Raw genomic sequence first — 13732 nt, forward strand, 5'->3', positions numbered from 1 at the left:
ATGCAGATTGAAAATAATGCTACCGGTACTGCTTTACAATTTACGTTAAAACAAAAAGACGATTGGATAAAGTATGTTAAGCTTGCTGCGGATTATGATTTTTATCATTCCTGGCATTATCATTCTTTAGCAGCAAATGGTAACCCCATTTTATTTGTATATGCAGAGGCGGGTAATTTTATTGCCATCCCGTTATTGGAACGTGCCATTCCGGATACCATCTATTATGATCTGCATTGTGTTTATGGTTATACCGGACCAATTTCGAACTTAAAGTTTGCCGATTTGGATGATGGCTTAATGGATAATTTTTTAAAGGCTTTTTTTTTATTTCTAGATAAAGGCAATTACATATCGGTGTTTTCAAAATTGCATCCGTTTTTCAGCCAGAATGAACTTTTGCAGCGAACTGAGGGTTTATTTGAGAATGGAAAAACCATCGCCATTAATTTACAGCAAAATATAGGAGAACAACGTAAACAATACAGGCAAACCACAAGAGATAGCATTAAAAAGTGCCGCAAATTTGGTTATGTTGCTGTAGAAAGTAAGATGCAACCTGATATTGCTGCTTTTGCCAAACTCTATCAATCAAACATGACCCGCATCAGTGCGGCAGATTTTTACCTTTTTGATGAAGCATATTTTACTAACCTTATTAACTCCACCGAATTCGACTGTAAACTGATCTTGATTTATGCCAACCAGGATATTGTTTGCGGAAGTATTATTATGTGTACCAACGGCATTATACAAGGCCACTTAATTGCTACCAATGCCATTTACCTTAAAAACTCCCCGGCCAAGTTTTTAGTGGATGAAGTGAGTGAACTCGGGCGGAAATGGAATATGAAATATTACCACTTAGGTGGTGGCCTTGCTTTTAAAGAAGATTCCCTTTTCGAATGGAAATTGGGCTTTTCCAATATGGTTTTAGATTATTACAGTTGGCGTTATGTTGCCAATAAAGCCGTTTACAATCAATTGGTAGAAAACTCGGGTAACCACTTGCAAAGCAATGCAGATTTTTTTCCCCTTTACAGAATGATTCCTCACTAAACCAAACCTTACACAAATATTTAATGATTCTCAATTATGAAAAAGATTTTTTTTCCCGATAAAGCGCACTCAAGATGGTTGATTTTACTGATCGATCAGTTAATTGTGGTTTGGACATTGTTTGTATCAATCGTATTAACCAATACTTTGAGCTATGCAGATGTGTTTAGCTCCAGCAACTCCATTTATGTAGCCTTATATTGCTTTATTGCGGCGGGTGTTTTTATGTCGTTAAGGATCCACACCGGTATCATCCGCTATTCCAATACTGAAGATATTTTGCGGGTTTTTATGGCTGTTTTTGTAACCAGTTTGCTTTTTATCAGCGTAAATAAAATCTTGTCTCAACGGTTTCAATTGCTTTGGAGCCAGATGGATAAGGCCTTGATCCTGAACTTTTTTATCTCTTCATCACTACTTATTCTTTTAAGGATTTTGGTAAAAGGGGTGTTCTTGTTTTTTAAAGAGCTTAAATCAGAAACCAAAGAAAATATTTTAATTTATGGTTCAGAAAAAAAGGCAATCCTTATTAAAAAGGCAATAGAGCAGAATGAAGATTCAGATTTGAATGTTGTTGGCTTTATTGATGATAACAGAGATCGGGTAGACAAATACCTCGAACAGAAAAAAGTTTATCATTCGTGCTCAGTTGAACTTTTGAAAGATAAACACAGCATTAAAAAAATTCTGTTTGCTGAAGATGCACTGAATACGTTGAATAAAAAGAAAATTATCGACATCTGCGTTAACCAGGGCATTAAAGTAATTATGGTGCCCCCCTCAGATAAGTGGCTGTATGGCAAATTGGATGCCCATCAACTAAGAGATTTAAAAATTGAAGACCTTTTGGAGCGCGAACCAATTAAGCTGAACAAGAAAAATATCCTTAAAGATTTAAGCGGGAAATGTATTCTGGTAACGGGTGCTGCGGGCTCAATTGGCTCAGAAATTGTTCGCCAGGCTTTGCAGTATAATCCTAAAACTGTTGTTCTGTGCGATCAGGCTGAAACTCCGCTTCACGATTTAAAACTCGAACTCGAAGATAATTTTCAATCGGCCAACGTGAAAATTTTTATGGCCAATGTGCAGAATTTAAACCGCATCAGAACGTTGTTTGAACTTTATAAACCCGAAATTGTGTTTCATGCGGCAGCCTACAAACATGTACCTATGATGGAGGATAACCCTGCCGAAGCCGTTTTAACCAACGTGTTAGGCACAAAAAACATGGCAGATGTATCAATGGAATATAACGTAGAAAAATTTGTAATGATTTCTACCGATAAAGCTGTAAAGCCTACCAATGTTATGGGCGCATCCAAACGCCTTGCAGAAATTTATATTCAATCTTTAAACAGTCCTGAAATATTAGCCAATGGCGAAATTACTACCCAAGCATCCAGTACCCGTTTTGTAACCACCCGTTTCGGCAATGTATTGGGCTCCAACGGATCGGTAATTCCAAGGTTTAAAAGCCAGATTGAAAAAAGAGGTCCGATTACTGTAACCGATCCGGAAATTACGCGGTATTTTATGACCATCCCTGAAGCCGTTCAGCTGGTGATGGAAGCCGGAGCAATGGGAAAGGGAGGCGAGATATTTCTTTTTGATATGGGCAAGCCCGTTAAAATTGTAGATCTGGCTGTAAATATGATCAAATTGGCAGGTTTAACACCTTATGCCGATATTGATATTGTGTTTACAGGTTTAAGGCCGGGCGAAAAACTTTACGAAGAACTTTTGTTAATGGAAGAAGAAATTATGGCAACCCACCATCCTAAAATAAAAATTTCTCAAAAAGTAGCATATAATTACCTCTATGTTAACCAGATTATTAAAGATCTTATTGTGCTCAACAACAATGGAAATGATTTAAACATGGTAAAGAAAATGAAAGAAATTATACCAGATTACATCAGCAACAACTCACGTTACGAAGAGTTGGATCTATTGGTGGCTAATTAAGTACCGTAAAATCACCCTAATAAAATTATTTAGTATTAGTTATCTAAATAATTATTAAATTGCATCAAGTAGTCGTCCCAGATTGTTGATCGAGTTTAAATGTTTATTTTAAATTAAATTAACTGCTATGAGTTTAAATGTAGGCCAGGTTCTTGAGCGTGTTGTACGCCGGGATAGAATGGGAATAAGTGAATTATCCCGTAAATTGAATGTAAGTAGAAGAACCATTTACAATTGGTTTGATCAAAAAAGCTTAAACCCTGAAATTATCTGGAAAGTGGGTACCGTAATCGGTCATGATTTTTCTGTAGAATTACCAGAAACCTTTTCTAAAAGTGGAAATCAGCTTAACGAAGCTTTCGATACCCATACTGAAGATTATACAAAAGGCGATCCCAATTCTGTTTATTTCTGGATGAACAAATACATTAAGCTGCTGGAAAAATATAATGAAATATTAAGCCACACCAATCTTGAAAAAAACGCTTCTGAAACAGTGGCCCATCACACCATGCCCAGAAACAACCACCGTACAATTTCTTAACACCAACTTATAATCTTTTAGTTTACATTAAAAATTCAATACATTCCTTTGAGTTTGCAGCCCTGCAGGCTCTTTTTTAATTAGTATTTATCTCTCTAAACACATGCGCCATAAATTTTTTTATGGTGCTGGATTTCTATTCACTAAATTTTTTTGAATCATGAAAACAATTAACGCGTTAACTCTACTGTTATCACTATTTATTTTTCAGGGCGCTAAAGCCCAATCTCAGGTTTATGGTGGCACAGGTATCCGGTATTCTGTAGGTATCGAAACCGGCCTTGCAACTGGTTATTTGGCTGATAAATATGAAGCTCCGCTGGGTGTTTCAGCTCAGGCGGAGTTTCCAATAACCGAAAGCATACTTTATGCTACCGTAAATACCGGTTTCAATAACATTTTTGCATCTGCCAGCTATGCGCATTTGGTAGACGATTTAAAACTTGTTCCCTTTAAAGCAGGACTAAAATATTTTTACCGGAGCAATCTTTATCTCCAATCTGAAATCGGTTTTTCCTTCCTGCTCAACAAAGCAGATTGCGTTGAAGGAAAAAATGCAGCCTTTATTTATGCACCGCAGGTTGGAATGATATTTTACCTGCACGATAGCAATTATATCGATGCAGGGCTACGCTTTGAAAGCAATGGCAAATTCTACCTCTGCGATCATACCAACAACTTTGTTGGTTTCAGAATTGCCTGGGGCTTCAGCCTGTAAAAAGGTGAGGCGCCTCAGTGATCATCTTTAATCGCTTTATACATGAAAGCAAGTATACAGTACAATACCATGAATGGGTTGTGGATCCTTTTTATCGACTGCAAATACGAAGATTCGCCTAAGTATATCAGGATGATTACGAAAATTATAATCAAAATGCTCTCCGGAACAATTATTTCCGGTAACAGGCGCAGGGTTAGATCCGGGCGGCACTATCTGATTCATGAGCATGTGGTAGAACTGCACACCGATGAGTGGTTTCCATTGGTTTTGGCCAGTGATAGGAAAGAACTCCTGGAAGGTATAAAGTCTATTTTTATGGATATGAGCGGCAAAAAGTAACAGCCAGTTGAGCATTTTATTAAAATAACCGTGCAAAGCGGTTGCGGAATAAAGAAAATTCAATAACAACTAATTAAAAAATTATGTGCGGAATTATAGGTTACATCGGTTTTAGAGCGGCATGGCCAGTTGTATTAAAAGGTTTAAAACGGTTAGAATACCGTGGTTATGATAGTGCAGGCATTACTGTAATGAATGGCCTAAAGCAAAATATGTACAAAAAGGCAGGTAAGGTTTCTGTTTTAGAAGATTATGCCAAAAATTTCGATTGCACAGGTAATGTTGGAATGGGACATACGCGCTGGGCCACCCACGGACAGCCATCTGATCGTAATTCGCATCCTCATACCTCAAATAATAAACAACTTTCCATCATCCATAACGGAATAATCGAAAATTATGCAACCCTTAAAGAAGAGCTTTTAACCAGAGGACATCAGTTTAGTAGCGATACAGATACAGAGGTTTTGATTCATCTGATTGAAGAAATACAGAACATGGAAGGTACCGATTTACTAGAATCTGTGCGTTTGGCCTTAAACGAGGTAGTAGGTGCCTATGCAATTGTGGTTATGGACAAGCGGACACCAGATTGTTTGGTGGTTGCACGTAAAGGCAGTCCGATGGTAATTGGTGTAGGCAGTGGCGAATATTTTATTGCTTCTGATGCCACACCCATTATAGAATATACCAAAAATGTAATCTACCTGAATGATAATGAAATCGCTATAATTAGTAAAAGTGAACTTTTGATCAAACGCCTGGATAACGTTATTCAAACACCAACCATACAAGAATTAAACATGAAACTCGAGATGCTGGAAAAAGGCGGGTTCGATCATTTTATGCTAAAAGAAATTTTTGAACAGCCCCGTTCCATTCAGGATTGTATGCGCGGACGTATTTACCCGCAACAAGGCAAGGTACAATTGGGCGGGATTAAAGAATTTGCCGAAAAACTTAAAAATATAGACCGGATTATTATTGTGGCCTGTGGTACCTCCTGGCATGCGGGTTTAGTAGGCGAATACCTGATAGAGGAGTACGCAAGGATACCTGTAGAAGTAGAGTATGCCTCCGAATTTAGGTACCGTAATCCCATTATAACAGAAAAAGATGTGGTTATTGCCATTTCTCAATCTGGCGAAACGGCAGATACCATGGCAGCGATTGAGATGGCCAAAGAAAAAGGAGCAACCATTTTTGGCATATGCAATGTTGCCGGAGCATCTATACCGAGGTTAAGTCATGCCGGAGTGTACACCCATGCCGGACCAGAAATTGGAGTAGCCTCAACCAAAGCTTTTACCGCACAGGTAACGGTTTTAACCTTAATGGCCTTTTACATGGCCCAGCAAAAAGGAACCATCAGTAAAGAGAAATTAGTAAGCCTACTTGCCGAATTGGAAAATATTCCGAACAAAGTTCAGGAGGCTTTAGCGGCCAACGAGTTGGTTAAATACATTGCAGCTGAGATAAAAGAATCGAGCAACTGCCTGTTTTTGGGCCGGGGTAGTGGTTTCCCTGTAGCCCTGGAGGGTGCTTTAAAACTCAAAGAAATATCATACATCCATGCTGAAGGTTATCCTGCGGCAGAAATGAAACACGGACCAATTGCATTAATTGATGAGCAAATGCCGGTTATTTTTATTGCTACGCACAATTCATCTTATGAAAAAGTAATCAGCAATATTCAGGAGGTTAAGGCACGTAAAGGAATTGTAATTGCCATTGTAACTAAAGGAGATACAAAGGTACGGGATATGGTTGATTACTTTATCGAAATACCCGATGCGGATGAAGCATTTTTACCGCTGTTGGCCACCATTCCATTGCAATTGCTGGCCTATCATATAGCTGTAATGAGGGGTTGTAATGTAGATCAGCCAAGAAATTTGGCAAAATCGGTTACAGTAGAATAATTTTTTAATAATATACGGGAAGGTTGCTCCGAAAGGAGTGGCCTTTTCTTGTTTTCGGGCAAATGTAAATGACAACCATACTTATTAATAACATCTATCATGTTGCCAGTCTGAAGCCTGTAAAACACCCATGAAGAAATCAAACTTTTAATATCGATGGTTTTCATTAAGGCAATCGCCACTGCTGAAGAACGAAGCAATCTTAAAGTACACGCTTGGTAGCGATCGTTGTAGGATTGCTTCGTTGGCTGAAAAAGCCGGCTCGCAATGATGAATCCGTTTTTGCTTTCATCCGAAGTCAACGCTCCGATTTAGCGGCAATCGTTACTCCTTAATATTCGATTACAACCTTACCAATTGTTTTTCCGCTTTCTAACAAACGGTGTGCTTCCTTCAAATTTTCAACTGTAAACCCTTTTAATGTGGTGTTTAAAGTTGCCTGAAGCGTTCCGTTATCCAGTAGTACCGCCATTTTATTTAAAATACGGTGTTGCTCCTCCATATCTTCTGTTTGGTACATCGAACGGGTATACATCAGTTCCCATGAAAACGTAACACTTTTGTTTTTTAGTTTATTCAGTACAATTGGGGTGGCAGAGCCGGTTATAGAAACAATATGTCCCTGCGGCTTTATCAATTCTACTATCGCATCCCAATAGCTGTTTAAGTCAACAAAATCAAGCACAAAATCTACTTCCTTGTAACCTGCCAGCCGTATTTCTTCAATTAAGTTGTTGTGGTTAACCACCAAATCTGCACCCATAGCCTTACACCATTCTTTGGTTTCATTGCGCGAGGCAGTGGTAATTACCTTTAATCCGCTTATTTTTTTTGCAAGCTGAATTGCAATTGAACCTACGCCACCAGCTCCTCCAATAATCAGTATACTTTTTCCTTTGTCCTTTTCAGCATCAATACGGATGCGGTCGTAAAGCGATTCCCATGCGGTTAGGGCAGTTAATGGCATTGCTGCGGCCTCAGCATCACTAAGTTTAGTCGGTTTTGTACCTACAATACGCTCATCTACCAACTGATATTCAGCATTTGATCCGCTGCGGGTTAAATCTCCGGCATAGTATACTTCATCGCCAACTTTGAAAAGTGTAACTGCATCTCCAACAGCTTCCACTGTTCCACTCGCATCCCAGCCAATTATTTTAGGCGTATCAAGCGTGGTATCCTTAGCCCCGCTTTGGCGAATCTTAAAATCAACCGGATTTATACTGATGGCCTTAATCTTTACTAAAATATCACGCCCCTGTGCGGTCGGAATCGGGGTTTCAAATTCGATAAAACTTTCATTTTCTGCAATCGGGAGCGATGTTTTAAATCCTATAGCTTTCATATTATTTGCTTATATAAATGTGCAATGCTTAATTATTTTATATAGCAAATATAAACTGATATTGTGTTCATATTCAGTATAACTTTGCTTTTTATTGGTAAATTTGCGCTATATTAAAGCGTAATGAATAGAGAAACTATATATAATCCCTACGAAATTGTTTACGAAAAATTAGATGAAAGCCCTAAGTACGGCCATAAACACCTATTTTTCGAACTGGTTTATATCTTATCAGGCACAGGGAAACAATGTATAAACAACAATAAGTTCGATTACCGGCCTGGCCATATGTTCCTGATTACTCCGGAAGATTGCCATTCGTTTGAAATTGAGACGACTACCGAATTTTTCTTTCTCCGTTTTGGTAATGTGTACATCCGCTCCAAAGATTTTAATACCGGTGATGTACAGCGGATGGAATATATTTTGCAAAATGCAAGTCACCAGGCAGGGTGTATCCTTAAAAACCAATCAGATAAACCTTTTATCAAATCACTTATACAAGCTGTAATTGCAGAACACTTTAACCACGATTTATACAATAAAGAGCTGATTACTAAAATGGTTGATACGATGATTGTAGTGGTAGCCAGAAATATTGCTAAATACATGCCCGCGGCTGTAAAAGAAGATGCTGAAGAAAAAACGTTGGCCTTGCTTAATTACATTCAGGCCAATATTTATAATCCGGAAAAGTTGAGGGCAGAAAAACTAAGTAGAGAATTTGGCATTTCGGAGAACTATTTCGGTAAATATTTTAAAAAACATACAAACGAAACATTACAACAGTACATTGCCAATTTAAGGATAAAACTTATTGAAGCACGTTTACGCTTTAGCAATATGCGGATTAACGAAATTGCCTACGAATTGGGCTTTACAGATGAAAGTCATTTAAATAAATTCTTTAAATCGCAAAAGGGATTGAGTTTGAAAGCTTTTAGAAGTGCTGTTGCAAGTTAATTGTGAAATATCTGTTCTTAGTATCTTCAACATCAATTTAAGCGTTTTTAACCACAGTTAGAGACAGATATACACGGATCTTCATATCTGTGTGCATTCTTTTTATCTGTGGTTAAATTATAGTTGGCCAGCATTGGTGCTTTACACCAAAAATAGCCCATCCCAAAAGCAATTTAGCTCCTATTAAAATTCCAAAAAACATTAATCAATCAATTTTTATAATAGGATTGTAGCTCCAGAATCCGTTTTGTTTTTAAATCTTTTTCACCAGAAAAAAACTGATCAATCACCTGGTTAAAAATATATGGTGCACCAGGCACAGAAGCGAATAAACTCATGCAAGAACAGAGTTTAAGGTCATCCGGACTGCCAAAAATCCTGTGTGCATTAAGGTCTTTGTGGCTTAACAGTTTCTCCGAAATTTCTATAAGCCTTTTACCCAATATGGGGTGAGCTAAATAATCTGAAGCCTGTTGAAGGTCGCGGATGGCATAATATTTAGCCGTATCTGAAAACCCCAATCCCTGGATCTGTGGAAATATATACCACATCCAATGCGACTGTTTTCTTCCTGTGGTAATTTCATCAAGTGCCCTGGCATAATCACGTTCCTGGGCGGAGATAAATCTTTCCAGTTCCTGCTCATCCAGATTTTTAAGAGATTGCATTTGGTTGGTTGTATTTTTCATAACAGAATTTTAAACTACAATTATTTAACCATATGATTCTTGAAATGGTTTGGAATATTCCACCCAATTCCCGCTTAAAAAACCAAGCTGCTGTTCTTATTGTTGTAATAAAATACTAAAGGCTATGGAAAATTATCAGATCAATATCAGTGCAGATAAAGAAATTCATCATTTTGAAGTTATTGAATACCTGCATCATAATGGTCAAAGCTGCAAAGTGAAAGTATTTCAACAAGGCAAATTTGTAGCAGCTTTTGAGCCCGATCCGAATAATTTTCTTCACATCTGCCAAAATCCCGCGGGGCTTAATGAAGAACTGCTTCATTTACTGGCTGATAAAATTGAAGCACATCATCCATATGGAATTTATAAAGACCTATCAGAGGAAATATAAACTTAAACTTAAGTGGACTGGTTTTTAACCAATTCTGACTGTTTTTTACAGAATGCGACCTTAAAACGCGATATATACTGGTCTACACCCGATAATTACCTGTTGGCGGTGCAAAAATACCTGTAATTCAAAATTGCCGAACTTTCAGCAGAATCCGCTTGTCATAATAATAGATCTGAAATAAGGGTAACTAAAACTTACAAAACTTCATTCACTTTAATTTATTGTTATGGAATTGCAAAACGAATCACACAGCGAAGGGAAAATTGCCCGCGTAATCGAAGAACAAACATCAAAGCTGCCATCTGATACCTTTTTATGGGCTTCAATCGCTGCTATGGGTGTTTCATTAACGTTAAAATGCCTCGGTCACCGTCATAATGCTTTATTTGTGGGCCAATGGGCAGCTCCATTTCTGCTATTGGGTATTTACAATAAAATAGTGAAAACCCAAGGTCATGATCAACAAGATCCTCAACCGTAACGCAGCAAATACCGAAACGCAAGGCCTCTATATTTTTCTTTAATTAGTTAAATACCTCTTTATTAATGGCTTATGTTAATGGATAAGAGGAAAAGAAAAGGCATCAGAATATCAAATTCTCATTTCTGATATAAGTTCGGCGTACGAATAATTTTTTGAGCTTAAATTTAGCGTAATACATGGATTTAATCGATATCATAGGCATTGTAGCCGGCATCCTTACCTCATCTTCAATTGTTCCGCAGATTGTAAAAACACTTAAAAAGAAAAAGGCTACAGAGGTTTCGGTATTTATGTTTATTGTAATGATGACAGGTAACGCACTTTGGGTATACTATGGTTTCGATAAATCCGACATTGCAATTATTTCCACCAATTTTTTGGCACTGGGTTTAAACATCACCATGTTGGTGCTAAAATACCGCTATCGATCCTGATTATTAAGAAATTAATCTTCACTGCCAGTTGTAACTTACCAAATATTAAATTAAACAGATAATGAAAGCTATTATTCTTAAAGTTTATTGGTTTTTAGTGATTTTTCTGGTTGCCTGCGGCGGAAACAATACAAAATCAAATGTGCAAAGTCCGGGAGATCAGAAAACGGCAAAAGATAAGGCCCTGAACAGCGGTGCCGATTTGCTGCAGGATAAACGTCCACTTGCGGGCTTTGATGCCTATCTTGATGGTTTCCACTTTTATAACGGAAACCTCAATGCCCAAATGGAGGCACACCACTATGTTAATCAATTAAATGAAGACTTTTACCAAGCCATCATTTTCGATGGAAATGGGCGGGATGCCAAGCTCATGGGGATCGAATATATCATAACGCCTAAATTATTTAAAATGCTTTCTGATGAGGAAAAGTTATTGTGGCACTCGCATCACTATGAAGTAAAATCGGGTTCGCTCATCGCACCGGGAATTCCTGATGTTGCCGAGCATGAATTAATGAAGAAATTGGTATCAACTTATGGTAAAACCATACATACCTGGCATACAGATCAACAAAGATCACTGCCTGTAGGATCACCAATGATTATGATGGGCTTTACTAAAAACGGCCAGTTAAAACCCAATCTTTTAGCTGCAAGAGACAAGCGTTTTAAGGTTTCGAGCAAAGAAATTAAGCAGAAAAGGGCAGATATCGCCATGCCAAAGGTAGATCCATTGGCCAATGCATGGGAAAAAGGAAAAATCAGGCAGTTTATTATTTCCAGTGATGCAGACAGTGCCCAAACCAAACATCAGGGAGAAGCGCACATACATTAATATGTATTCTTGCTAATTTATTAAGGTTATTTTTGAGCAAAAATATAAATATTCATTCTTAACAGGAATAAAATGCCGCTATCTACCAAGGCCTAACATATATTCTTAAACTTTAATCACCAGGCCGTGTTGTTATGTTATTCAGTTGAAAAAAACATATCAATTTAAAATGGAAAACTTTAATATAATTACGGATGATGGCGAATATACCATCGAACCACAGGAAAATGGTACCTATCGTATTCTTCAGGAAGAAAATAAAATCGGTACAGTATATGCCGAGCCTGGCGATCAAGGTGTTGTTCAATGGCGCACCATGGATGAACTGGATGATCAACTCGTATTGACAATTGGGGAACAAATTACCGAGCATAACAACAGCATATAGCAACCTGCCACAATATTTAAACAGCTTTAATAACCAAAACTTGCTGTTTTAAATTTCTATAACTGATGTTAATGTGCTATACATCAGTTAAATGCTATACAATCTATTTATAAAAAAGTTAAAGTTATTAAAATGGCGAAATGTGGCCTCGTGTGGTTCAAAAATGATTTAAGACTGCACGATAATGAAGCTTTAACCAAAGCGAGTGAAGCGTGTGAAACGCTTGTATTTTGCTATTGTATAGAAAAGAAAGATTTTGAAATGCTTGAGCTTGGTTTCAGAAGGGTAGATGTGGTGAGGTTCAGGTTTTTGGAGCAATCTCTTCTTGATTTAAAAAGGAATTTGAAATCTCTCGGTGTGCATTTAATTATCGGAGAGGTTTCGGCACTTGTTACCCTTCCCGAGCTGATTGAAAAATATGGCATTACTGATGTTTATGCCGAAGAAGAATACGCAAGTTATGAACTCGATTTGGTAAACAAGCTCATCCATAAGCTTCCTAAAACTAATTTTCATTTCTTTTGGGGAAAAACGCTCTATCATCAGGACGATATTCCTTTTTCAATACCAAATATCCCGCTAACAAGCAAAGCTTTTAGAATTCCTGTTGGTAATCAGGCTGCCCCACGCAAAACTTTTAGCCGTCCTACACAATTAAATGAGGTTCCGAATATAAAGAACAAACCTTTTCCTGTTTACAGCATTTATGGATTTGATGAGGATGAATATAAAAATGCAAAGCCTTTGCTTAAAGGTGGCGAAACAGCAGCTTTGGAAAGACTTGAATATTACACCTTTAAATCGGAACTTTTAACAGGATACCGTTGGAGCAGGAATAAATCGGATGGGTTAGACTATAGTTCTAAGTTTTCGCCTTACCTTGCATTAGGCTGCATTTCGGCCAGGGAAATTTATGAAAAGGTAATCGACTACGAAAAAAACGTCAAAAAAAACCAGAGTACATGGTGGCTCGTTTTTGAACTGGTATGGAGGGATTATTTTACGTTTAAGGCCATGCGTTTTGGTTCTTCGATTTTTAAAACCACCGGCTACAAAAATAAGACGATGGAGTGGGAAAATGACGAGGCGAAATTTGATAAGTGGTGTAAAGGTAATACAGGCATTCCTTTTATTGATGCACACATGAGGCAATTGAACCAAACCGGTTACATGAGCAATCGGGGCAGGGTTAACTGTGCAAGTTATTTTGTGCATGATTTAAAGATAAACTGGACCTGGGGTGCAGCTTATTTCGAAGCCAAATTAATCGATTATGATGTAAGCTCAAACTGGATGAACTGGCACATGCAAGCTTTTGAAATTTGGTACACTAACCCCGTTCATCAATCCAATAAATATAAAGCACAGGATTTTATCAGGAAGTGGGTGCCAGAACTATCGGATGGAAATAATATTGAAGTTCTAATCCCATGGATATTCGATATTCCTGCTTATCCAAAACCCATCCAGGTATATAAAAAATGGGATAGAGCGATAAATTTAATACAACAATTAAAGGTTAAGTAATCAGTTGTAAGCATTTGTTTATGTGGTACTTATATTAAGTAGAAATTCTCTTGCTGAATTAAATTGGAGGATGATTAATGTTTAGCAGGCAGTTGCGTTTATTGGATTTTTTTCAGT

The 13732-nt window shown here is 37.6% G+C and carries 15 protein-coding genes; 13 read left to right on the forward strand and 2 right to left on the reverse strand.

Annotation, left to right across the window (positions count from 1 at the left end; genetic code table 11):
• From ACZZZW_RS14060 to glmS, 6 genes are all read left to right on the forward strand, one after another.
• Entirely contained in the window at positions 1 to 1059 is a 1059-nt protein-coding gene (locus ACZZZW_RS14060; protein WP_463494241.1) for a GNAT family N-acetyltransferase, read from the forward strand.
• 36 nt (positions 1060 to 1095) lie between these two features.
• A complete protein-coding gene (locus tag ACZZZW_RS14065) occupies positions 1096 to 3024 on the forward strand; it encodes a polysaccharide biosynthesis protein (RefSeq protein WP_463494243.1) in 1929 nt (642 codons plus the stop codon).
• A 127-nt stretch (positions 3025 to 3151) separates the two neighbouring features.
• Positions 3152 to 3568, forward strand: coding sequence for a helix-turn-helix domain-containing protein (locus ACZZZW_RS14070; protein ID WP_055911676.1), 417 nt, complete (start codon positions 3152 to 3154; stop codon positions 3566 to 3568).
• Between the two features lie 160 nt (positions 3569 to 3728).
• The gene (locus tag ACZZZW_RS14075; RefSeq protein ID WP_463494245.1) at positions 3729 to 4286 is read left to right on the forward strand and encodes a hypothetical protein; all 558 of its coding nucleotides are present in this window, start codon (positions 3729 to 3731) and stop codon (positions 4284 to 4286) included.
• A gap of 42 nt (positions 4287 to 4328) precedes the next feature.
• The gene (locus tag ACZZZW_RS14080; protein WP_055911670.1) at positions 4329 to 4628 is read left to right on the forward strand and encodes a hypothetical protein; all 300 of its coding nucleotides are present in this window, start codon (positions 4329 to 4331) and stop codon (positions 4626 to 4628) included.
• A gap of 83 nt (positions 4629 to 4711) precedes the next feature.
• Entirely contained in the window at positions 4712 to 6550 is a 1839-nt protein-coding gene (gene glmS, locus ACZZZW_RS14085; RefSeq protein WP_463494247.1) for a glutamine--fructose-6-phosphate transaminase (isomerizing), read from the forward strand.
• Between the two features lie 331 nt (positions 6551 to 6881).
• On the opposite strand, the gene ACZZZW_RS14090 is transcribed toward glmS, so the two are convergent.
• Positions 6882 to 7895 (reverse strand): zinc-binding alcohol dehydrogenase family protein, encoded by a 1014-nt coding sequence (locus ACZZZW_RS14090; RefSeq protein ID WP_463494249.1) that lies wholly within the window; start codon positions 7893 to 7895, stop codon positions 6882 to 6884.
• 123 nt (positions 7896 to 8018) lie between these two features.
• Here ACZZZW_RS14090 and ACZZZW_RS14095 point away from each other — a divergent pair, with 123 nt between their 5' ends.
• On the forward strand, positions 8019 to 8858 hold the full coding sequence (locus ACZZZW_RS14095) for an AraC family transcriptional regulator (protein ID WP_463494251.1): 840 nt from the start codon (positions 8019 to 8021) through the stop codon (positions 8856 to 8858).
• Positions 8859 to 9067: 209 nt separating this feature from the next.
• On the opposite strand, the gene ACZZZW_RS14100 is transcribed toward ACZZZW_RS14095, so the two are convergent.
• On the reverse strand, positions 9068 to 9547 hold the full coding sequence (locus ACZZZW_RS14100; RefSeq protein WP_463494252.1) for a DUF1810 domain-containing protein: 480 nt from the start codon (positions 9545 to 9547) through the stop codon (positions 9068 to 9070).
• A 124-nt stretch (positions 9548 to 9671) separates the two neighbouring features.
• Between ACZZZW_RS14100 and ACZZZW_RS14105 the strand changes: the two genes are divergently transcribed.
• The 6 genes from ACZZZW_RS14105 to ACZZZW_RS14130 all read left to right on the forward strand — a co-directional run bounded on the left by ACZZZW_RS14105 (position 9672) and on the right by ACZZZW_RS14130 (position 13615).
• Entirely contained in the window at positions 9672 to 9941 is a 270-nt protein-coding gene (locus ACZZZW_RS14105; RefSeq protein WP_463494254.1) for a hypothetical protein, read from the forward strand.
• 229 nt (positions 9942 to 10170) lie between these two features.
• Positions 10171 to 10425 (forward strand): hypothetical protein, encoded by a 255-nt coding sequence (locus tag ACZZZW_RS14110; RefSeq protein ID WP_055911655.1) that lies wholly within the window; start codon positions 10171 to 10173, stop codon positions 10423 to 10425.
• A gap of 179 nt (positions 10426 to 10604) precedes the next feature.
• The gene (locus ACZZZW_RS14115; protein ID WP_463494256.1) at positions 10605 to 10862 is read left to right on the forward strand and encodes a SemiSWEET family sugar transporter; all 258 of its coding nucleotides are present in this window, start codon (positions 10605 to 10607) and stop codon (positions 10860 to 10862) included.
• Positions 10863 to 10923: 61 nt separating this feature from the next.
• Positions 10924 to 11700, forward strand: a complete 777-nt coding sequence (locus ACZZZW_RS14120) for an OBAP family protein (RefSeq protein WP_463494258.1) — start codon at positions 10924 to 10926, stop codon at positions 11698 to 11700.
• 169 nt (positions 11701 to 11869) lie between these two features.
• Positions 11870 to 12088: a hypothetical protein gene (locus ACZZZW_RS14125; protein ID WP_055911647.1), complete on the forward strand. Its 219-nt coding sequence runs from the start codon at positions 11870 to 11872 to the stop codon at positions 12086 to 12088.
• Between the two features lie 132 nt (positions 12089 to 12220).
• A complete protein-coding gene (locus tag ACZZZW_RS14130) occupies positions 12221 to 13615 on the forward strand; it encodes a DASH family cryptochrome (protein WP_463494260.1) in 1395 nt (464 codons plus the stop codon).
• Positions 13616 to 13732 lie beyond the last annotated feature (117 nt).

It is taken from the genome of Pedobacter sp. AC379 (assembly GCF_979258145.1).

Coding starts and splice junctions, on each gene's coding strand:
- ACZZZW_RS14125 (WP_055911647.1), top strand. CDS start 11,870: ATGGAAAACTTTAATATAATTACGGATGATGGCGAATATACCATCGAA.
- ACZZZW_RS14060 (WP_463494241.1), top strand. CDS start 1: ATGCAGATTGAAAATAATGCTACCGGTACTGCTTTACAATTTACGTTA.
- ACZZZW_RS14065 (WP_463494243.1), top strand. CDS start 1,096: ATGAAAAAGATTTTTTTTCCCGATAAAGCGCACTCAAGATGGTTGATT.
- ACZZZW_RS14075 (WP_463494245.1), top strand. CDS start 3,729: ATGAAAACAATTAACGCGTTAACTCTACTGTTATCACTATTTATTTTT.
- ACZZZW_RS14130 (WP_463494260.1), top strand. CDS start 12,221: ATGGCGAAATGTGGCCTCGTGTGGTTCAAAAATGATTTAAGACTGCAC.
- ACZZZW_RS14120 (WP_463494258.1), top strand. CDS start 10,924: ATGAAAGCTATTATTCTTAAAGTTTATTGGTTTTTAGTGATTTTTCTG.
- ACZZZW_RS14105 (WP_463494254.1), top strand. CDS start 9,672: ATGGAAAATTATCAGATCAATATCAGTGCAGATAAAGAAATTCATCAT.
- ACZZZW_RS14090 (WP_463494249.1), bottom strand. CDS start 7,895: ATGAAAGCTATAGGATTTAAAACATCGCTCCCGATTGCAGAAAATGAA.
- ACZZZW_RS14080 (WP_055911670.1), top strand. CDS start 4,329: ATGAAAGCAAGTATACAGTACAATACCATGAATGGGTTGTGGATCCTT.
- ACZZZW_RS14070 (WP_055911676.1), top strand. CDS start 3,152: ATGAGTTTAAATGTAGGCCAGGTTCTTGAGCGTGTTGTACGCCGGGAT.
- glmS (WP_463494247.1), top strand. CDS start 4,712: ATGTGCGGAATTATAGGTTACATCGGTTTTAGAGCGGCATGGCCAGTT.
- ACZZZW_RS14095 (WP_463494251.1), top strand. CDS start 8,019: ATGAATAGAGAAACTATATATAATCCCTACGAAATTGTTTACGAAAAA.
- ACZZZW_RS14100 (WP_463494252.1), bottom strand. CDS start 9,547: ATGAAAAATACAACCAACCAAATGCAATCTCTTAAAAATCTGGATGAG.
- ACZZZW_RS14115 (WP_463494256.1), top strand. CDS start 10,605: ATGGATTTAATCGATATCATAGGCATTGTAGCCGGCATCCTTACCTCA.
- ACZZZW_RS14110 (WP_055911655.1), top strand. CDS start 10,171: ATGGAATTGCAAAACGAATCACACAGCGAAGGGAAAATTGCCCGCGTA.